This window comes from Acinetobacter gyllenbergii CIP 110306 = MTCC 11365 (assembly GCF_000413855.1).
GTDB lineage: Bacteria > Pseudomonadota > Gammaproteobacteria > Pseudomonadales > Moraxellaceae > Acinetobacter > Acinetobacter gyllenbergii.
The window spans coordinates 54,226-74,980 of sequence record NZ_ATGG01000003.1; the positions used below are offsets into that span (position 1 = coordinate 54,226).

Consider the following 20,755-nt stretch of genomic DNA (forward strand, 5'->3'; position numbering starts at 1 on the left):
ACTACAGATTTATTGAAAGAGTCACTAATTTTGCCGAATTCTTTATGGGCAGAAACAGCAATTAAATTAATTGACAAAAAAAAGCTAGTCGAAAATTTAGAGACAGAAGTCCTGATAATTGGAAGTGGCTTTACAGGACTTTCTGCTGCGATTCATTTAGCTGAACAAGGTATTAATTCTGTAGTACTAGATGCTTCTGAACCAGGATGGGGAGCTTCTGGCAGAAATAATGGTCAAGTCATAGCGGGATTGAAACAAGATCCAGATATTATTGAGTCTATTTACCCAGGGAAGTTGGGTAGAAAAATGGTTGATTTCAGTAGTAATGCTCCTACTGTAGTTTTTAATCTTATAAAAAAATATGGAATTAATTGCAATGCTGTTAATAAGGGATGGATTCAACCAGCTTTTACAAAAAAAGGTGAAAAAGCTGTTTTACACAGAGCTAAAGTTTGGGAGGAGCGTGGGGTAAACACAGAAATTATAGAAGGCAATGACTTAAATAAATTGTTGGGAACTTCTAAATATCATATTGGTTGGGTTGATCCGCGTGGAGGGAGCATTCAACCTTTTAGTTATGCTAGAGGCTTAGCTAATGTCGCACAATCATTAGGTGTGAAGATATATTGTGACTCAAAAGTTCTTGAGTTAGTTAATAGAAATGGATTATGGGTTGTTAAAACCGAAAATGGGTCTGTGAAAGCTCCTAAGATAATTATTGCCACAGGTGCATATGCTGAGAACTTGGTTAAAAATTTAGATAAATCAATTGTACCTGTTCGTACTGCTCAAGTGGCGACTAAGATAATTCCAGAATCGATACGAGAATTCATTTTACCCAAAGGTCATGTTTCAAGTGATACACGTGAATTACTCACATCTTTTCGGCTATCACCTGATGGTCGATTAGTCATGGGAGGGTCTGGAGCAACTGCAGGTTTAGATCATTCTAAAATAGTTGGTTATCTACACCAATCAGGCGAAGAACTTTTCGGGAAAAACATAAAATTAGAGTGGGATTATGCTTGGAGTGGCTATTTTGCTGTTACTACTGATCATCTTCCTCATATTCATGAGCCTCAACATAACATGTATATCTCTGTTGGATGTAATGGTCGAGGTATTGCTATTTCAACATGCTTGGGAATTGAACTTGCAAAACGGGCACTAGGGCAGCTAGTGACTGAGTTACCAATTCCCGTAAGTAAAATAAAACCTATAGCTTTTCATGAATTTAGAAGTGTGGGTGTGAAAGTAGCAACTATTTTTAAAAGATTTCAAGATCGTTTAGATAGCTGATCAATATGCCTGAAGTAGGCGAGAACTTCTTTTTGGGTTTGTTCTATATGCTTTTTCAAAAGTTTAACAGCTTTATTTGTATCGGCATTTGCACAAGCATCTAAAATTTCTTGATGTTGTTCATGAGAACGTTTATAGCCAGCAACTTGAGAAACTCTCTGCCTCAAAACTTTCCCCATTTGATTTTGGGCTGAAGAAATCATTTGCAATAAACGGGGGCGCATGGATGGAGCATAAATACAGTGATGGAATTGCATATTTAAGTCACTACGCTCTTGTTCTGTTTTTGCCTGAGAATATTGATTAAGGATTTGTTGAGCATTTTCAATATCTTTAGAAATTATATTGGGAATGGCTAGTTCTAAAGCTTTGCATTCTAAAGCTAAACGAATATCTAACATTTCTAAATGGTCATTTACAGTAAAGACGGCAACAGTTGCCCCAATATTAGGAGTGAATTTAATGAAACCTTCACTTTCAAGACGGATTAGTGCTTCACGAACAGGGATCTTACTTAAGCCTAGACTTGTTGCAATTTCTTCTTGCCGAATTGGAGACCCTTCTGGCAAATCTCCATCCGAGATGAGTTTTTTGATAGCTAAATAAGCTTTTTGGTTTCCAGAAATGGGTTTATTTGCAGAAGGCATATATGTCTCTAGCTAATTAATTGTGACGGCAATTATTGTAGGGATTCTATCATGATGAATAAATTAATTGTTGTGAATTGTTTTATTAAATAGATAAAGGAGAGTATTAAATGAATATTCTATTTTTAGGTTATGGAAAAATGGGTCAGGCATTAGGCAATGCTTGGATAGAAAATAATCTAGTATCCAAAATTGTTGCTATTGATCCAAACATAACCGCTGATGGGGTTCGATTTTTTAATCATCAATCAGATGTACCATTACAAAATTTTGATATTGTTATCTTAGCGGTAAAGCCCAATCTAGCAAAGGAAATTCTTGAAGAATTAAAGCCTCAATTGTTTAAGAATGCTTGTATAATTTCAATAATGGCTGGGGTCACAACTGAAACATTAAAATCTATTATAAATAATGATGAAATACCTATTATTAGAGTTATGCCTAATACAGCTGTTTTAGCTAATGCAGGATGCTGTGTCCTATATACAGATTTTAATTTAGAGACTAATTCGAAAGATAATATTGAGAAATTATTTTTTGCAGTAGGTTATGCAATTTGGATAGATAATGAAGAGGATTTACATGGCGTTACTGCCTTAAGTGGTAGTGGACCTGCATACTTTCATTTATTTACTGAAGCCTTAGCTAATGCAGGTGAAAAATTAGGTTTGAAAAAAGAAATTGCTGAGTCGCTTGCAAAACAAACTGCATTAGGGGCAGCTTTATTACAAATTCAATCAAAAACTGATTTAGTGAAACTTAGAGAAAATGTCACTTCTCCTAATGGAACCACACATGCTGCAATACAAGTGTTTGAGGATAATTTCTTCCTGCGGGATTTAACAAATAAAGCATTACAGGCTGCATTAAATAGGTCAATAGAGCTATCAAAAGTCTAATTTTAAAAGTTAGATGTAATTTACGCATTTAAATAAAAAATATTTAATGATAATCCATTTTAAATATTTACTTGACCCTACAAAATTATTAAGAATCCAAATTTTTCTATAAATTTAAATGTTATGAATGAAAAACCGTAATGGTATACTATTTTATTTAATGGTATACTTTTATGGGGTTCTTCAATACAGGCTAAATTGTTAAGGAATAACAATGTATAAATTTAAAAAACTTATGATAGTTACTAGTGCCTGTGTCGCTACTTGCATAGCACTAAATGTAAATGCAGCTACTGATACAGAGGTCGAAGTTCTATCTAGAAAGGTGTATGAATTAGAGCAACTAGTAAATAAACTTAATCTAGAAATTGCTTCATCTAGTAGCTCGAAAAATACTCTACCAAAAGTTAACCAAACTGATTTTAAAGACCAATTTATTGTAGTAAAGAAAGATGTTGATAAATCAAGTGATCAAAGTAATCTATTGATTAATAATGATATTATGATAAAGGTGTATGGTAATCTACGATTGGATACTTCATATGACTTCAGTGGCACTACTAATACAATTGGAAATCGTACTGGAGTAGTAGCATTGGATAAGGAAAATCCAACTAAAGGTGCATTAAATGTATCTGTAGCTACTAGTCGAATAGGTTTTGATATATCAAAACTAACAGATTTAGGTAATTTGACAGCTAAACTTGAAGCTGATTTTTGGGGAGATGGCACCTCAAATACTGATGGAAAACTCAGGATTAGGCATGCTTATGGATCTATTGGTAAATGGTTAATTGGTCAGACAACATCACCGTTTGTGAATACTGATACTTCTCCTGACTTAATAGACTTTACTGGACCTATGGGAGGAGGAACTCAACGTAATGTTCAGCTAAGATTCACTCATCCTATTAAAAATAACCAAAAAATTCTAGTAGCATTAGAAGGAGGGGATATTGATAATTTTAGTGGGAAATCTCAAAGTACTGGTGGCAGTAGATTGCCAGCAATCACCTTTAGATATGATAGCAAAATGGCAAATGATAACGGATTAATTCAATTACATGGTATGGTTCATGAAAACAGAATATCTACAAATGAGAATAATTACAAGACAGCAATAGGATGGGGAATTGGAATAGGTGGAAAATATCAAATTACGGATAATGATTTAATTATGGCTAACTATTATCATGTTGTTGGTGATAGTCGCTATATGTTATATACAAATCAAAATAACGCTTCTTATAGTTCTGTTGAAAAATATGACCCTAATGGAGTCTTTTTAGGCTATGATATTACCTCTAATACTTACGATACTCTACAATTGGGTTTTCAAAAAAAATGGACATCTAAATTAAAATCTACATTTTCTATTGCTGGTATAAATTTTAAAGATAAAACTCCATATGCAATCAACAACCCTATATATAATGAATCTTTATATAATGTTGTTGCTAATTTTATATATACACCAGTTAATAATATTAATTTGGGGATGGAATATACTTATGGTCAAAGGGAAAATTTTCAGGGAGAAGAAGGAACTATTTCAAGAGTTAATTTATTAACAAGATACAATTTTTAAATTTTTGATAATAGTAAATTAAGAACGAGCACTATGTGGTGGTTATCGTATAAATATCCTGAGAGTAAAGGTGTTGAATTTCCAGCACCCCCTCAACAGAATCATGCTGTTGTTGAAGCATGGACAAAATGAATATTTTTTAATTTATTGATATTTATAAATAAAAAACTGGCATCCAATTTGTATTAAAGCATAGTGAAAGATGAATTATGTTGAATAACAAATGTGGAGCAGAACATGAGTAGAAAAATTCGATTAGGTGCGTTTATCCCAGCGACTGGACAGCATGTTGCCGCATGGCGACATCCTGAGTCTCAACCGAATAAAGCAGTAGATTTTGATTTTATTAAAGAACAGGTACAGTTAGCTGAAAAAGGCTTATTTGATGCTTATTTCCTAGCTGATGGCTTAGCGGTGAATTTCGGACAAGCAGAAAAAACTGGCTATAGTGATAAAGTGGCGGGCTTTGAACCTGTCACTTTGTTTGCCGCTTTATCGACAGTAACCAAACATATTGGTTTTATTGCCACGGCCTCGACTACGTATGAAGAACCGTATCTATTGGCACGGAAGTTTGCTTCTTTAGATCACCTCAGTCACGGTCGAGCGGGCTGGAATGTGGTGACTTCCGCTTCGGAAGCGGCCGCTGCCAATTTTGGCTATGAGCAACAGATTCCGCATGCAGAACGTTATGAGCGTGCCCAAGAATATGTTGAGTTGATTAAAAAACTGTGGGATAGCTGGGAAGATGATGCTTTTATTCACGATAAGGCATCAGGGGTGTTTTATGATCCTGAAAAAGTACATAACCCGAACCACAAAGGCAAATACTATGCGGTGAAAGGTGCGTTGAATGTACCTCGTACACCACAAGGCTATCCTGTGATTGTGCAGGCGGGGCAGTCAGGGCCAGGGCGTGATCTCGCAGCCCATTATGCTGAAGTGATTTTCACCGCTAATCAAAAATTGGAAGATGCACAAGAGTTCTATCGTGATGTAAAAAGCCGTTTAGCGAAATATGGACGTGCAGCTGACGAACTTTTAATTTTACCGGGCGTTTCTGCCTTTGTGGGTCGTACCGAAGAAGAAGCACGCGCTAAATACCAGCAACTCACAGATTTGATTCATCCAGAAGCAGGACTTGCTTTACTCAGTGGTCTAAGTGGCGGCTTTGATTTCTCGGGCTATGATCTGGATGGCCCATTCCCAGAGTTGAGCGAGGGGCAGGGTATGGTGAGTCGTCCTGCACTCATTGCTGATATTGCTAAGAAAAACAATTTCAGTATTCGTCAACTGTATGAATGGGTGGCGGGGGCTCGTGGTCATTGGCAATTGATTGGTACGCCAGAACAGATTGTCGATCAATTACAGCAATGGTTTGAGAATGAAGCAGCTGATGGCTTTAATATTTTGCCTCCAAGTACACCTGCTGGCTTAAATGATTTTGTTGAGTTGATTGTGCCAGAGCTACAGCGTCGTGGCCTATTCCGTACTGAATATGAAGGCACAACCTTACGTGAAAACTTAGGTCTGGTACGTCCAGAAAATCAATATGTATTGGCGCGCCAAGCTGAAAAAAACAAAGCCAGTTAAATTCATGTTAAAACTGAAGCATAAATTAAACAAACAAGGGTGATCTTTAACAGTCGCTCTTGTGTCATCACAATTGAATTGAGTGAAAAATGCAATATAGAAAATTAGGTCAAACTGATATTGATGTCAGTGTGATTGCCTTAGGCACCATGACATGGGGCGAACAGAATTCTGAATCTGAAGCACATTCACAATTGGATTATGCGGTTGAACGCGGGATTAATCTGATTGATACCGCTGAAATGTATCCTGTTCCGCCTAAGCCTGAAACGCAGGGGTTAACTGAAAAATATATTGGTACATGGTTAAAGCAGTCACAGAAACGAGATCAAGTCCTGATTGCAAGTAAAGTGGTTGGCCGTTCAGGGAAACTCACTCAAGCCTCGCATTTTCGTTCAGGTCAAACCAAGCTAGATCGCGTTAATATTGAATCTGCGTTGCATGATAGTTTGCAACGTTTGCAGACGGACTATATTGATCTCTATCAACTGCACTGGCCTGATCGTAGTACCAATCATTTCGGTGAATTGGGCTATAACCATGTTGAAGATGAAGATACCGTTCCAATTTTGGAAACGCTGACAGTTTTGTCTGATCTGATTCGAGCAGGCAAGATCCGACATATTGGCTTATCCAATGAAACCCCATGGGGCGTGAGTCAGTTTTTAAAGTATTCCGAAACATTGGGCTTAGCGCGGGTCGTGTCAATCCAAAATCCATATAACTTATTGAACCGTAGTTTTGAAATTGGCAATGCAGAAATTGCAATCCGAGAACAGGTCGGCTTACTGGCATATTCACCTTTAGCTTTTGGTGCATTGACGGGTAAATACCTAGATGGTGCACAACCAGCAGGCGCACGCTTAACGCGGTGGGAACGTTTTGCTCGCTATAAAGGACAAGCCTCTGAAGATGCAATCCGTCGTTATGTGGCACTGGCTAAACAATATGATTTAGATCCTGCTCAATTGGCATTGGCCTATGTGAACAGTCGCCGTTTTGTGACCAGTAATATTATTGGGGCAACCAATTTAACCCAACTGAAAACCAATATCGAGAGTATTGATCTACAACTCTCAGATCAAGTGATTCAGGGGATTGAGCAAATTCATCAAGCACATCCTAATCCTGCACCTTAAGGCCTAGAGCATATTCTTTAATTTAATGTCTTTTTTTGTTCAAGACAGCTGAGTTAATCCAGCTGTCTTTTTTTATTTTGAGAGAAGCATATCGCTGCATTATTCCTATATCTAAAAATAAGAAATAAACACCTGAAAATAAGCTGTTTTGGTATAAGCAGGGTGTTGGAAAATCAACAGTGCTTCAACAGGGGAAATGGAAGTGTTTTTTTAAATAACAATAAAAAACAATTGCTTAATAATTGGCATGTTGCTTGCAAATATCTCGGTAGATGAATCAAAGATTGGTTTTATGCAGGCTGAGGAGCACAGGATGAAGATGTTGCGTTGTTGTATGGAAAGTTAATTTCTCTCTTTTTTTTTAATTTATTTGGTTGGGATTTTTTTGAAGTGTGATTGCAGATTCAGTCGCACACAGGATTTTTTGACTCAAATTTTAGTATTTTCGTTTTAGGGGTTTTATTGGTGAAAAAGCATCATCTCTCTTTATCGGTTGCATTAAGCATGGCAACGCTTTTGGGAAGCGGCACAGTTCAGGCAGCAGAAGATATAGATACTACATTAGTGCAGTTACAGGCGCAGCTGACGGCTTTGCAACAGCAAGTCAATGCATTAAAGCAAAAGAAACAAGCTTCAACTGAGATTGTTGAAACAGAAGCACTGAATGCCCAACAGGAAACAGCAGAAGGCATTCAGGAGGAAGAAAATACCGAACATAGCTTTGCCACCCAAAGTGAATTGGCAGGCTTCCGTAGTGATCTGGAAAACTACAAATATGATCAGTCTCGTCAATATGAGCGGACGTCAGTGAAGTCGACACGAGATGCCACCTTATATGGAACCGTTCAAGTTCGGGCACAGGGGCAGAGCCGAGACACAGCATCTGGAAATCCAGCACCAGTTACACCACGTCGTAATACTTTTGATGTTCCAACCGCTTTATTTGGTGTGCGAGGAAATTTATATCGAGATTATAAAGAAGGCAAAAACCTAGATTATCAACTTTCTTTTAGTTATGGCAAACGTGTTGGCACAGCAGGTAGCGCCAGTGACCTGAATTTGGCAGATGCCTTCTTACGCTATAACTTCACCTCGACCAATGGTGGGCCAGAAGTTCCTCGTTTGAATGTGACCTTTGGTCAGCAACTGATTCCATTTGGTTTAGATCCACAATCACCTGAGGATTTACGACCGACCATCAATGTTGCCACAGGTCTTGCTCAATTGGGCTTATTCAACCGTCAAACCGGTTTGATTGTACGAGGTGACGTCAAACCATTTGTCGATTATTCATCGAATTACCGTGCGCCCTTATTTGAATATGCGCTGGGTGTCGTCAATGGCAATGGCACCAATAAAGTCGATGACAATGACAAGAAAGATTATATCGGACGGGTCGCTTTCACTTTACCTGTTGATTATGCCAGTTGGTTCCGTGAGCTGAAATTTGGTGCTTCGTATCTCAAAGGCAGTAAAAACGTCATCGCAGGCAGTAATGTTCTCGATGGTAACGGTCGCAATGATCGTTTGGGTTTCGATATTTACTACAACCATGCACCGTTTGGCGTGACTTATGAATATGTCAAAGGACTTAGTGACTATGCAACGGTCACAGGTTCTACCTCCGAAGTAAAGTCTGAAGGACATACCGCAACCCTGTTTTATACCTTTGGCGATCAATTTTATAACAGTGTGAAATCTGTAGCCAAGTTTGATGACTTCTGGCCGAAATCAATCCAGACCTTCTATCGCTATGACAGCTACAACCCAAATAAAGGTGCAGATGTCATCGGCATTGCTGGGCAAGGACTTGGCAAAGTCGATATTCATACTTTGGGCCTCAATTTCTTCTTTGCACAAACCACAAAATTCCAATTAGGGCTGAATCGCTGGAGCTATGACCACGAGACAGCTGCGCAAAAAGACTTCTCGGAAGTACAAGCGCAATTCCAATACACCTTTTAATTTTCCAATATGAGTAATGACGCAATGAAATTTTTAACGAAACATTTATTTATTGGTGCAGCGGCTGGTTTGCTAGTTGCCTCCAGCTTCTCGGTTTTTGCTGAAAGTAATCCCACCGAAATTCGACTGGGTGTACCTGGTGCTGGTGTAGGTGGAAAACCAAAGGTTGGTGGCAGTGCGTATGCAAGTGCGAACTTACGCGGCATTTTGGAAAAAGAGTTTGCCAAAGACGGCATCAAGGTGAAATGGAGCTTTTTCCCCGGTGCAGGCCCCGCATTAAATGAGGCCTTAGCCAATAAAAAAGTTGATTTTGGTATCGGGCATGGTGATTTACCGTCAATTGTCGGACGTTCAACGGGTTTGAAATCCAAACTGTTATTTGTGACTGGACGTTTTGGACCAGTCTACTTTGCAGTGCCATCGGATTCAGGCGCGAAAAGTCTGGCGGATTTAAAAGGCAAAACCATTTCTGTATTTAAAGGCACTAACCAACAGCTGATTTTGGGACGTTTATTGCGTAAATACGGATTCACTGAAAAAGATTTCCGTGTGATTAGTCAGGACTTTTATTCAGCTCAAACCTCACTCTCAACAGGTGATATTGATGGCCTGATTACCAGTCCGTGGACATTGGAAGCACGCGGTGTGGCAAAGCGTATTTTAGAAGTGCGTAAAGATCCAAACCTGAATGGTCCATTGGTGGCGTGGGTCAGCGAAGACTTCGAGAAGAAATATCCACAAATTGTACAGCGTGTAGTGACCACATTTATTAAGGATAACGTGTGGAGCTCGGATGAAAAGAACCGTGATACGCAGTACAAGTTATGGGCGCAAAGTGGTGTGCCTTATCTTGACTATAAAAAAGACTGGGATGATTACTCGCTGAAAGATCGTAACTCACCATACTTTGATGATTATGCAGTCAACTCTTTAAAGAAATCAGTTCAGCAGTCGATTGATTACAAACTGATTCGCCGTCCAGTAGATGTGGATTCTTGGATTGAACCGAAGTATCTCAATACCGCGATTCAAGAACTGAAACTGGAAAATTTCTGGCCAAAATTTGATGTGAATGGCAACCGTAAAAAGTAATTGTGATTTGGTTTTGGCCAAGGGCATGTATGCCTTTGGCAAGTCCGTTTATTTGTTCAGCATTTTAGGAATGACCTATGCGTCAGGAATCGGTTGCTCAGGTTGAATTGGGGCAGTGGCGCTTTGTATTGGGCTTTATCGGCTTGGCATTGTGTGCCGGCTTGGGCATTGGTATAGCGAAAATCGTGACCTCGTTATATGCGGTGCAGTTAGCTGCAAATGAGTTTGAAATGGGAGTGATTGCTGCAGTACAGAGTCTCGGTATTTTATTGATCGGATTGCCAATTGGTTTGTTAGTACAGCGACACGGGCCTAAGACAATGTTTGTGTTAGGAAGTTTTCTCGCAGCAGTGGTGTATGTCACGGTGCCGTTTTATCCAGCGGTTTGGTACCTGATCTTATGTACTTTCCTTGTTGGACTATGTATGCCAATGCGGTTTGTTTCGCTCAATACAGTGTATATGCAGCATTTAAAAAGTATAGGTGCTGCTCGGGCGGGATGGTTTAGAGGTACGCATATGATGGGCTTCTTTCTGGTTGGTCCGCTATTGGCCGTGAGCTTAGTGAGTGGAGCGGGATTCTCAGGCGCATTTTGGTGGATTTCGGTACTTTTTCTGCTACCGATAGTGTTTGCACCCTTAGCCTTTGGATCTAATTCAATACAGATCAGGCAAGTGCAGCAGAACGAAGTCTTTAGCCTAGCTGTAATTGCCAAGCAATTGGTTTTATTACAACAAGATCAGGCTTTACGGCGTACCAGTCTGATTGAAATGGCAAGCAACGCCGTAATGGCGTACTACGGTTTTTTCATTATTGTGATTGCGATTAAAGACTTTGGCTTGAGTGAAACCATTGCTGCCAGTTTGGTGACACTACAGGGCGCTGTCTTTGTTGCAGCTTTGTTTAGTACAGGGACGTTGCTGGCTCGTTGGGGGATAAAACGCTTTTATCAAATGGGCTTTGCATCGGTTGCAGTGGCATCTGTGGCCTTGGGTATTCCCAAAGTTCCAGCGCTGTTGTGGGTGGGTGCTGTGATTTTGGGTTTGGGGCTTGCGATGTTGCATATCGTCAATTTCACCATGTTTGCCAATGTCGGTGAACGACTCGGAATGGCAAAGGTTTCTGGGTTGAGCGCGCTGGCAGGTCCTGCGGGGGCATTGTTGGGCAGTATTGTTGGGGGCTGGTTAGGTCATTACTGGGGCTTACAGTCGATATTCCTAATCGCCGCAGTTTTATTTGCTGGGCTGATCGGCTTTGCTCAACATCTCACCCATGTATTTATCGCGCCGCCTGTAGAAATTGAAATGTATTCAGAAATAGAGGGGCAATAAAATGAGTAGCATCGAAACTCAATTAGAAAATGAACAGACGTGGCAGCGGATCAATTTAGGCCCTTATTTAAAACAGTTTGGGTTCTGGATTGCCCGTATTGTATTGGCATTGATTGTACCTGCGATTGGATTAGCAGCTTGGCAGTATGCGGTACAAAAACAATGGTTACCTGAACAGATTTTGCCAAGTCCAGCCTTGGTTTGGCAAACCACCTTGGAACTGATCGATACGCATGAGTTGCAGGATAATTTATGGATTAGTTTAAAACGGGTGGCTTGGAGTGTCTTGGTGGGCGGCAGTATCGGGTTGTTATTGGGTTTTCTCATCGGATTATCGCGTATTGCGCATCGATTTATTTATCCAACTTTTAATTTAATTGCTCAATTTCCCGTGATTGGCTGGATTCCATTACTGATGATTTTCTTAGGCATCGATGAAAGCCTAAAAATTGCAGCAATTTCGCTTGCGGTATTTGTTCCTGTGCTCGTTGCGACCTATCGCAGTGTTTTGAATGTGCCTCCGCATTTATTAGAAGTTTCGCAGGTGTATCGCTTTAGTGCGTGGCAGCGATTTCGTCGTGTCATTTTGCCTTCTGCTTTGCCCAATATTGTCAGCGGTTTACGTCAGGGCATTATGCAGGCGTGGTTGTCTCTGGTGTTCGTCGAGCTATTAGCAAGCAGTGAAGGTATTGGTTACCTGATTGTGTGGGGACGACAACTGATTCAACCCGACATTATTTTTATGGCTGTCATTGTGATTGGCATCGTAGGTTTTGTCCTTGATCACATTTTGGGTTGGGTTGAACATGGTTTTAGCCATTGGCAACGTCGTGCATTTTAGGGGGGATTGAATATGTCGAATACTGTGAATTTAAATCGATCCAAGCAACCTTTCAATTTATCTCATCTGCAATTTTATGGCTTGGTGCTACCGATTGCATTCATCTTATTTTGGGCGATTGCCTCTCAATTAAATTGGGTCAACCCTAAACTCATTCCAGCACCTATTGAAGTGCTCAAAATTGCAATTTATCAGTTTCAGCAACAAGAGTTTTGGACTGGTTTAGGTGCGAGTTTATTTCGTGATCTGGCTGGTTTTGTGATTGGAAGCATCTTGGCCATCATTTTTGGCATTGTGATTGGTATCTCACGCTGGGCCAATTATTTATTTTTGCCCAGTTTTAATGTGCTGCGTCAGATTTCCTTATTTGCATGGCTTCCTCTGATCACGACCTTCTTGGATTATGGCAATAGTGCAAAAATCTTATTTATTGTGCTTTCGGTCTTTTATCCCGTGGCCTTACACACTATTGATGGGGTCAGACAAATCCCGCTGCAGCAATACGAAGTCGCCAAGGTCTATCAATTCAATGCTTGGCAGACCTTGAGTAAGCTAATTTTACCCGCAGCTGCAACTCAAATCTTTTTAGGTTTACAACTCGGATTGATCTTCGCTTGGGTTGCCACTATTGGGGCAGAATTTCTGCTTGCCAATTATGGGGTTGGGCTAGGCAATATTGTAATCCGTGGGCGGGCTGCCTTAGATGTCGGCTTGATTGTATTTGGCTTGATCATCATTGGCTTTATTGGGGTGGCGTGGAATTACTTCGCCAATTGGGCAGAGCGCCGTATTTTGGTTTGGCGACGTTAGGAGAAGAATAAAATGAAACAACAACGTTTTCAGCAGTATTTCAAACGTCGCTTTAAATGGCTGCGTCAGCTCAGCATCTTCAGTTTAACTGTGTTGGCTTTGGTCGCTTGTAGTAAAAACTCAGATGCACCTGCTAATCAAGTACATGAACTCCGTTACCAATCTTTAACCAGTGTAGTTTCATTACCTGAACTGGCGGAGGACTTGGGCTATTTAGGTGATTTAAAGCTGAAATATGTAGGCAGTGTGCAAGGTGGTCCACAAGATTTACAGGCCTTAACCACAGGCGATGTGGATGTTGCCACTGCTTTCGATGGCGCAATCATTAAATTAGCCGCTGCGGGAATTAAGATCAAAGCCGTGGTTGCTTCTTATGGCAGTGATGACAAAAGCTGGGTGGGGTATTACGTTCCCAATAATAGTCCGATTCATTCAGCGCGTGATTTGATTGGAAAAAAAGTGGCCGTAAATACATTGGGTGCACATTATGAGTTTGTTTTAAAAGACTATTTGGCGCGTCAAGGTTTAACTAATGATGAAATCAATCAGGTTGAGTTTGTTGTTTTACCGCCGACCAATACTGAACAAGCTCTACGTGCAGGACAAGTTGATGCTGCCGCACTGGTGTCTATTTTTCAAGATAAGGCCTTGGAACGTGGTGGTTTAAGAAAACTGGTCTCAGATACGGATCTGTATGGCAGTTTTACCGCGGGCAGTTATGTCTTTACTGAAAAGTTCATCCAGCAACATCCAGAAGTCGTGAAGCAGTATGTAACGGGTGTAGCGAAAGCCGTGGAATGGACTAAGCAAACGCCGCGTGAACAAGTGCTCGCCCGTTTTAACAGCATTATTGAAAAAAGAAAGCGCAATGAAAGCGATGTGCTGATGCAGTACTGGCGCAGCTATGGTGTGGTGAGTCAAGGTGGCTTGTTAAACGCAGCACAATATCAACGTTGGATTGATCTATTTGAAAAACGCGGTGAGCTCAAACCGAATCAGGTCAAGGCAGATGCTTTATTTAGCAATCAATTTAATCCCTACGCAAGTGAAAACAAAAATGTAGCTGACGATCAGCGCAGTAAGGAGCATACCCAATGACAGTTAAATTAAAAATTGAAAATGTTTATAAGTCATTCGCCGCCAAGAAAGTCAAAGGTGCAAAAGACCAAGCAGAAGATTTTGTCGCAGTCGAAAATCTATCTTTGGATGTTAAGGCAGGTGAGTTTGTTGCCATTGTAGGGCCAAGTGGATGTGGTAAATCAACGCTCTTGGATTTGCTCGCGGGTTTGACGACTCCGACCACAGGTCAAATTCTGATTGATGGGCAAGCTATAAAAAAGCCTGGGTTGGATCGCGGTATCGTCTTCCAACAATATGCACTGTTTCCATGGTTGACCGCGCTACAAAATATTGAGTTTGGTCTAGATGCCAAGGGTGTCAGCAAAGAACAGCGTTATCAAACTGCAAAGTATTTTTTAAATTTGGTCGGGCTGGCTGAATTTGAACATCATTATCCAAATGAGCTTTCAGGAGGAATGAAGCAACGTGTGGCAATTGCTAGAAGTTTGGCTTATGACCCTGACATTTTATTGATGGATGAACCTTTTGCCGCACTGGATGCACAGACCCGTGAAACCTTGCAGGCTGAATTGGTGAAAATCTGGCAACAGACTCAGAAGACCATCATTTTTATTACCCATAGCATTGATGAAGCAATCTATTTAGGGCAACGCATTGCCATTATGACCTCTCGACCAGGGCGTATTAAACAGGTGATTGAGGTGCCAGCTGCATTGCGAACTGATCAGGAGGATGTTCGTTCCAGTCCTGAGTTCAACCAGTTGCGTCATCAAATCTGGAGCTTATTACGAGAAGAGGTCTTGAAAGCACAAGCGCAAGAAAAACAAAAGCAACTGGTGGCTTAAGCTAACCATTCAATGATTAAAAAATTAGAGGTGATTATGTCGAGCTCAAAAGATACCTTAACCTTTCCAAAGACAATTCAGCAGCGATCGATTCGCTCAACTCAAAAGCCCCATTCTTTATGGGCGGAATTAAATTTGGTTTGGCTGTCTAAATCGTTTAAGCGTTCAGCCGCGATTTTATTATTTTTAGCTGTTTGGGAAATTGTGCCAAGAGTTGGTTTGGTCGATTCAGCATTTTTACCGACTTTTTCTACAGTTTTGGTGAGTGGTTGGGGATTGATTCAGAATGGTCAGCTACTCACGCATGTACAAGCCAGTCTGATTCGCTCGCTCAGCGGATTTATTTTCGCGATCCTGATTGCGATTCCGCTTGGTTTAGCCATCGGTTGGTACACACGCTTTTCCGAATTTCTGAATCCATTGCTTGAAGTGTTCCGTAATACGGCGGCTTTGGCCTTATTGCCCGTATTTATCTTGTTTCTAGGTATCGGTGAAAGCTCAAAAATTGCTTTAGTCACCTATGCCTGCACATGGCCAATTCTATTGAATACCATTAGTGGTGTTCGTAATGTTGATCCACTGTTGATTAAGTCAGCACGGACCATGGGACTGAGTCCAGTGCAGTTATTCCGTAAAGTGATTTTACCCGCTGCGATTCCAACGATTTTTGTGGGTGTACGCTTGGCTGGCTCATTCTCGGTGCTGATGCTGATTGCTGCTGAAATGGTCGGGGCGAAAGCTGGTCTAGGCTATCTGATTAACTATGCACAATATAACTTCCAGATTCCTGAAATGTTCTTTGGCATCATCAGTATTACCAGCATTGGCTTGCTGTTCAACTACAGTCTGCTTGCGATCGAAAAGCGTTTAACTGCTTGGAAAACGGAACGATAGTCAGGAGAAGCTGATGCAGCAAGACTGGAAAAAATATCTAGGCAGAATGAGTTCTGTGATTGCGATATCGGTGCTGTTGTGGGGATGTAGCAAACCAGAGTCGAAAGTGGTACGCAGTGATGGACTCGAATCTCTAGAATTTAAATATTTAGGTTCACCAGGCGTGGTGACACCTTTGGAACTGGCTGAAGACTTGGGCTATCTTACACCAATCAAATTGAGCTATCAGGGTGTTTCTACAGGTGGTCCGCAAGGTATTCAATCTGCTTTGTCGGGAGATAGTGATATCAGCAGTCCAAGTTTTGCAGGTTCGGCCGTCAAAATGGTGGCCAGTGGCGTACCGGGAACCGTGGTGATTGCTGCATACGGCACTTTTGATGATCCTTTTGCAGGGTATTATGTACTTGAAAATAGTCCGATTCATTCTGCCAAAGACTTAATTGGCAAAAAGGTCGGCACCAATATTCTGGGTGCACAAGTGGAATACATGCTCAAAAGCTATTTAAAAAAAGGAGGACTCAGCCCTGAGCAAATTAATCAGGTCACGCTTGTGGTTTTGCCGCCTGGTTCCGCCGAGCAAGCCTTGCGAAGTGGTCATGTTTATTTGGCACCATTGGCAGGCCCTGCGATAGAACGTGGTGGTGTACGCCGTCTTTATCGGGACTATGATTTGGTTGGTGATCTGACCACGGGCAGCTATGTCATGGCGAATCGTTATATTGCAGAACATCCCAATACCACCCGTAAAGTGGTTACAGGGATTGCCCAAGCGATTGAATGGTCTAGACAACAACCGAGAGATCAGGTCATTGCACGCTTCGAGCAGATTTTGCAAAAACGCAAACGGCCTGAAAACGGTGCGATGTTGAAATATTGGACCCAGTGGGGTATTCCAAGCAGCGCTGGTAAATTTCAAGATAATGATTTTAAAATATGGGTGGATGATCTGATTGAAGAAGGTCAATTAAAAAGTAACCAGATTGATTATAAAAAGATATATAGCAATCAATATAATGAATATGGCCGAAATTAAATATGATTTTTAGCTGAATTAATAATGGTTTTTTTCTATTTTAATAAATAGAAATAACAAAGGTGAATTATTGATTTCTATTTAAACCAATAGTCATGCAAGATAACTTCTCTTTTCGAACAATAGGGAAGTAAATGCATGTCATTCATTACTTATCCACAAAATCAGACTTTAACGCGGACTGAGCGTGCGACAGCCATGGTTTTTGAAGATCAAAAATCAAGAGATTTGCTGGATCGTATTGAACAGATTGCACCGAGCGAGGCCAGTGTCCTGATCATTGGAAATACAGGAACGGGTAAGGAATTGGTTGCAAGGCAAGTGCATATGATGAGCCAGCGCAGTCGTGGTCCTTTTGTGGCAGTAAATTGTGGTGCATTTACCGAATCACTGGCTGAAAGTGAGTTATTTGGACACGAAAAAGGCGCATTTACTGGGGCAATCAATAGCAAGGCGGGGTGGTTTGAAGCAGCTAATCACGGTACCTTGTTCTTGGATGAGGTGGGTGATTTGTCTCCTGCGATGCAGGTCAAATTATTAAGGGTATTGCAAGAACGCGAGATTGTTCGGGTAGGGTCACTTAAGCCGATTAAGCTCAACGTTCGTGTGATTGCCGCTACCAATGTGCATCTGGATGAAGCGGTACAGGCCGGAAAATTTAGAGAAGATTTGTTCTATCGTTTGAACGTGGCATTGCTGAAAGTATCACCCTTGGCAGAACGTCCGGGTGATATTCTACCCCTAGCAAACTTCTTTATTGCACAGTATTGCAAACGTTTGGGTTACCCAGTTGCGAGCCTAAGTCCAAGCGCGGTACAGAAATTGTTGAGTTATAACTATCCGGGCAATATTCGTGAATTGGAAAATGCGATTCATCATGCTTTACTGGTTTGCAAGAACCATCAGATTCAGCCCACCGATTTTTGCTTTGCGTCCTTATCCAGTAGTTTGAATTTAAGACAAATTTCCGACTTGGAAAAAAGTACCCAAACTATTCCACGGACAGATTTGCTGCCTAAGCAAATGTTGCAGCATGCGTTGTTGAATCTTTTTGAATCCTCACATGCATTGAAAAATGAAAATCTGGATCGTCTGATTGAAGAGGCGAGTATTCGTATTGCCTATGAATATTGTCACCGTAATCAGGTGCAAACGGCAAAGTTATTGGGGATTAGCCGTAATATTGTGCGTGCAAGACTGGTCAAATATGGATTGGTGGGAAACGATAAAGTGGTGAATATCATGTTAGAGGAATTATTAGGTTAATCAGAATAGATAATCAGGTGGCAGGTGTTCACCTTTTTATTGCTTAAAAATTGCTTTGCGGAAAAAATAATAATCAATGATGTAAAATAAATATAACTTTTTAATCAAAAAATATTAAAAAATAATAGTTCTAAATATCGATGCTTTGCCTAATATAACAAACACAATTTATTGAAATCGTTATTAAGTGGTGAAAAATGAGTATTCCTCAAATTAATGTGCGTAATCAGTTTCGTGGTGTAGTAAAAGAAATCATTGAAGGAAGTGTTGTTTCTGAGGTAGATGTGGAAACACCAGCTGGAGTATTTACTTCAGTGATTACCACACGTTCTGTTAAAAATCTAAACTTAGAACTGGGTAGTGAAGTGATTGTATTAATTAAGTCGACAGAAGTTGCTTTGGCAAAATTGTAGGAAATGATGGATAAATATAATAAATCTGATTTTTATTATATTTTAATTCCTAGATTTTAGGGGGCTTAAAATGGCATCACTCAATGTCGGATCTGTAAAAATTAATCATCTCAATAAATCCTATGGTCAATATCAAGACCATGAACTCAAGGTTTTGGATGATGTTTCTTTAGATATTCAAGCAGGAGAGTTCGTCAGTATCGTTGGCAGTAGTGGTTGTGGAAAATCAACCTTGCTCCGTTTGCTTGTTGGCTTAGATGATCAATTTGAAGGAAAAATTCTGGTTGATGGTCAGCCGATTAGTGGTACCAGTTTGGAACGAGGAATTGTGTTCCAAGATCACCGTTTATTTCCTTGGTTGAATGTACAGGATAATATTCGGGTTGCACTCTTAAACAGTCAACTCACACGAAAGGAGCAGGATCAACTGATTGATGAGCATATTGAACTAGTTGGGTTAAGCAAGTTCAAACAGGCTTATCCCGCACAGCTTTCAGGAGGGATGAGCCAACGTGTTGCTATTGCCCGAAGCTTGATTAATCGGCCTAAAATTTTATTGCTGGATGAGCCATTTGGCGCCTTAGATGCGCTAACCCGAGCAAACTTGCAAAAGGAATTACAACGGATTTGGCAGGCTGAAAAAATTACCATGATTATCGTGACACATGATGTTGAGGAGGCGGTATTTCTTGGTGATCGTGTGGTGGTGATGCAACCGAATCCAGGCCGAATCAAGCGGATTGTTCCCGTTCATCTGGCACATCCACGGCTACGCGAGGATGTGCGATTGTCTGCAATTCGAAATGATATTTTGACTGATTTTAGTCATGTGGATGATGATCATTTAGTTATTCCACCTGCGAAAGAATTTAATCAATTTCAGTTTGCTTGGTAAACCCAAGTAAACTGATTTTTATAATCATAAAAATGAATAAATTAATATAAAAATATTGCTTCTTAAAATGATTAGTTTGCATATATTTAAGTTAATCACTGCATAGAGTGATTGGGGAAGATTGAATAAAGCATAGCGCTTTTAAAATAATGAATGATGAATAGGAACGACAATGACCGTACTCACACAACTCTCAGCTGCGATCGAAAGCGCACCACGTTGGCATGAATATAAAAAACATAGTTTGGACACTGTACAAATCACACCAATCAATGGGGCTTTAGGCGCAATCGTAACAGGGCTAGATGCCAGTCAGCCACAAAGCTCGGAAGTGATTTTGAAGCTTAAGAAGGCTTTACATGAGCATTTAATTTTAGTGTTTAAGTCACAAGACCTTGAAGATAATGATCTACTTGCTTTTGCCAGCTATTTTGGTGGTATCTTCCGTCCACCTACAGATGTTCCCGTATTGGCAACTAATCATGATACGCATGTACCACCAGATATCGTGCCAGTATCCAATGCCGTGGGTGAAGGAGATTATACTGGCCATGGTGAACTCACCCCGCATAGCGACCATCACTGGACGCCACAACCTTCCAGCGGTTCTTTACTTTATGCGATTGAAATTCCTAAAGATGGTGGAGCAACCAGTTGGTACAATACAGTACAGGCCTATGAAGACCTTGACCAAGCAACCAAAGATGAAATTGAAGGTTTACAGCTCATCACCTATAACCCTTTCTTGCGTCTCAAAGACAAGAGCCCAATTCCCAAATACCGCTTCGCGGATCAACCGACCTTAGGGTCCGCTTTCCCACATCCGTTGGTGCGGACGCATTCAGAAAGTGGCCGACGTGGTATTTATTTAGATGCACAGACCGAGGTTGAAGTGGTTGGTTATGATGATCAGAAAGGTGCGGCATTGATTGAGCGTTTAAGAGCTCATATTGTGCAACCGCAGTATCGTTATGAGCATCAATGGGAAATTGGCGATATCGTGTATTGGGATAATCAGTTAACCCTACACTCACGTACCGCTTTTCCTGCCGAACAGCGTCGCTTACTGAAACGTGTCAGTCTAGCAGGTGCAAGACCTTTTTAAGATTTTAGCAGCCAGCGAAA

Annotated in this window: 19 protein-coding genes; 18 read left to right on the top strand and 1 reads right to left on the bottom strand. The window is 40.7% G+C overall.

The features are described 5' to 3' along the window. The first annotated feature begins 30 nt into the window (after positions 1-30). Entirely contained in the window at positions 31-1,299 is a 1,269-nt protein-coding gene (locus tag F957_RS19585) for an NAD(P)/FAD-dependent oxidoreductase (RefSeq protein WP_228129647.1), read from the top strand. Here F957_RS19585 and F957_RS19580 read toward each other — a convergent pair. Next, a complete protein-coding gene (locus F957_RS19580) occupies positions 1,278-1,946 on the bottom strand; it encodes a GntR family transcriptional regulator (RefSeq protein ID WP_016542144.1) in 669 nt (222 codons plus the stop codon). The two genes, F957_RS19585 and F957_RS19580, sit on opposite strands and share 22 nt — an antisense overlap. Before the next feature lie 110 nt (positions 1,947-2,056). Between F957_RS19580 and proC the strand changes: the two genes are divergently transcribed. The 17 genes from proC to F957_RS19495 all read left to right on the top strand — a co-directional run bounded on the left by proC (position 2,057) and on the right by F957_RS19495 (position 20,735). After that, positions 2,057-2,845, top strand: a complete 789-nt coding sequence (gene proC / locus F957_RS19575; protein ID WP_016542145.1) for a pyrroline-5-carboxylate reductase — start codon at positions 2,057-2,059, stop codon at positions 2,843-2,845. Positions 2,846-3,059: 214 nt separating this feature from the next. Continuing rightward, positions 3,060-4,433, top strand: coding sequence for a DcaP family trimeric outer membrane transporter (locus F957_RS19570; RefSeq protein WP_016542146.1), 1,374 nt, complete (start codon positions 3,060-3,062; stop codon positions 4,431-4,433). Positions 4,434-4,670: 237 nt separating this feature from the next. Next, on the top strand, positions 4,671-6,026 hold the full coding sequence (locus F957_RS19565) for an LLM class flavin-dependent oxidoreductase (protein ID WP_016542147.1): 1,356 nt from the start codon (positions 4,671-4,673) through the stop codon (positions 6,024-6,026). 89 nt (positions 6,027-6,115) lie between these two features. Continuing rightward, positions 6,116-7,165, top strand: coding sequence for an NADP(H)-dependent aldo-keto reductase (locus F957_RS19560; RefSeq protein WP_016542148.1), 1,050 nt, complete (start codon positions 6,116-6,118; stop codon positions 7,163-7,165). 465 nt (positions 7,166-7,630) lie between these two features. Then, on the top strand, positions 7,631-9,130 hold the full coding sequence (locus F957_RS19555; protein ID WP_016660089.1) for a porin family protein: 1,500 nt from the start codon (positions 7,631-7,633) through the stop codon (positions 9,128-9,130). 24 nt (positions 9,131-9,154) lie between these two features. Beyond that, positions 9,155-10,222 carry an ABC transporter substrate-binding protein gene (locus F957_RS19550; RefSeq protein ID WP_016542150.1) on the top strand — a complete coding sequence of 356 codons (1,068 nt, stop codon included), beginning with the start codon at positions 9,155-9,157 and terminating at the stop codon, positions 10,220-10,222. Positions 10,223-10,299: 77 nt separating this feature from the next. Further along, positions 10,300-11,553: an MFS transporter gene (locus F957_RS19545; RefSeq protein ID WP_016542151.1), complete on the top strand. Its 1,254-nt coding sequence runs from the start codon at positions 10,300-10,302 to the stop codon at positions 11,551-11,553. 1 nt (position 11,554) lies between these two features. Next, on the top strand, positions 11,555-12,394 hold the full coding sequence (locus F957_RS19540) for an ABC transporter permease (protein WP_016542152.1): 840 nt from the start codon (positions 11,555-11,557) through the stop codon (positions 12,392-12,394). 12 nt (positions 12,395-12,406) lie between these two features. Continuing rightward, the gene (locus tag F957_RS19535) at positions 12,407-13,204 is read left to right on the top strand and encodes an ABC transporter permease (RefSeq protein ID WP_016542153.1); all 798 of its coding nucleotides are present in this window, start codon (positions 12,407-12,409) and stop codon (positions 13,202-13,204) included. A gap of 12 nt (positions 13,205-13,216) precedes the next feature. Further along, positions 13,217-14,302, top strand: coding sequence for an ABC transporter substrate-binding protein (locus F957_RS19530; protein WP_016542154.1), 1,086 nt, complete (start codon positions 13,217-13,219; stop codon positions 14,300-14,302). Next, the gene (locus tag F957_RS19525) at positions 14,299-15,129 is read left to right on the top strand and encodes an ABC transporter ATP-binding protein (protein WP_016542155.1); all 831 of its coding nucleotides are present in this window, start codon (positions 14,299-14,301) and stop codon (positions 15,127-15,129) included. The genes F957_RS19530 and F957_RS19525 overlap by 4 nt, the downstream gene beginning before the upstream one ends. Positions 15,130-15,165: 36 nt before the next feature. After that, complete coding sequence (locus tag F957_RS19520) at positions 15,166-16,023, top strand: ABC transporter permease (protein ID WP_016660090.1); 858 nt, start codon at positions 15,166-15,168, stop codon at positions 16,021-16,023. Between the two features lie 13 nt (positions 16,024-16,036). Then, complete coding sequence (locus F957_RS19515) at positions 16,037-17,056, top strand: ABC transporter substrate-binding protein (RefSeq protein WP_016542157.1); 1,020 nt, start codon at positions 16,037-16,039, stop codon at positions 17,054-17,056. Between the two features lie 138 nt (positions 17,057-17,194). Further along, on the top strand, positions 17,195-18,322 hold the full coding sequence (locus tag F957_RS19510) for a sigma-54 interaction domain-containing protein (RefSeq protein WP_016542158.1): 1,128 nt from the start codon (positions 17,195-17,197) through the stop codon (positions 18,320-18,322). A gap of 197 nt (positions 18,323-18,519) precedes the next feature. Beyond that, entirely contained in the window at positions 18,520-18,735 is a 216-nt protein-coding gene (locus F957_RS19505; protein ID WP_004654121.1) for a TOBE domain-containing protein, read from the top strand. 70 nt (positions 18,736-18,805) lie between these two features. After that, positions 18,806-19,630, top strand: coding sequence for an ABC transporter ATP-binding protein (locus F957_RS19500; protein WP_016542159.1), 825 nt, complete (start codon positions 18,806-18,808; stop codon positions 19,628-19,630). A gap of 172 nt (positions 19,631-19,802) precedes the next feature. Further along, entirely contained in the window at positions 19,803-20,735 is a 933-nt protein-coding gene (locus F957_RS19495) for a TauD/TfdA dioxygenase family protein (protein ID WP_016542160.1), read from the top strand. The last annotated feature ends 20 nt before the right edge of the window (positions 20,736-20,755 follow it).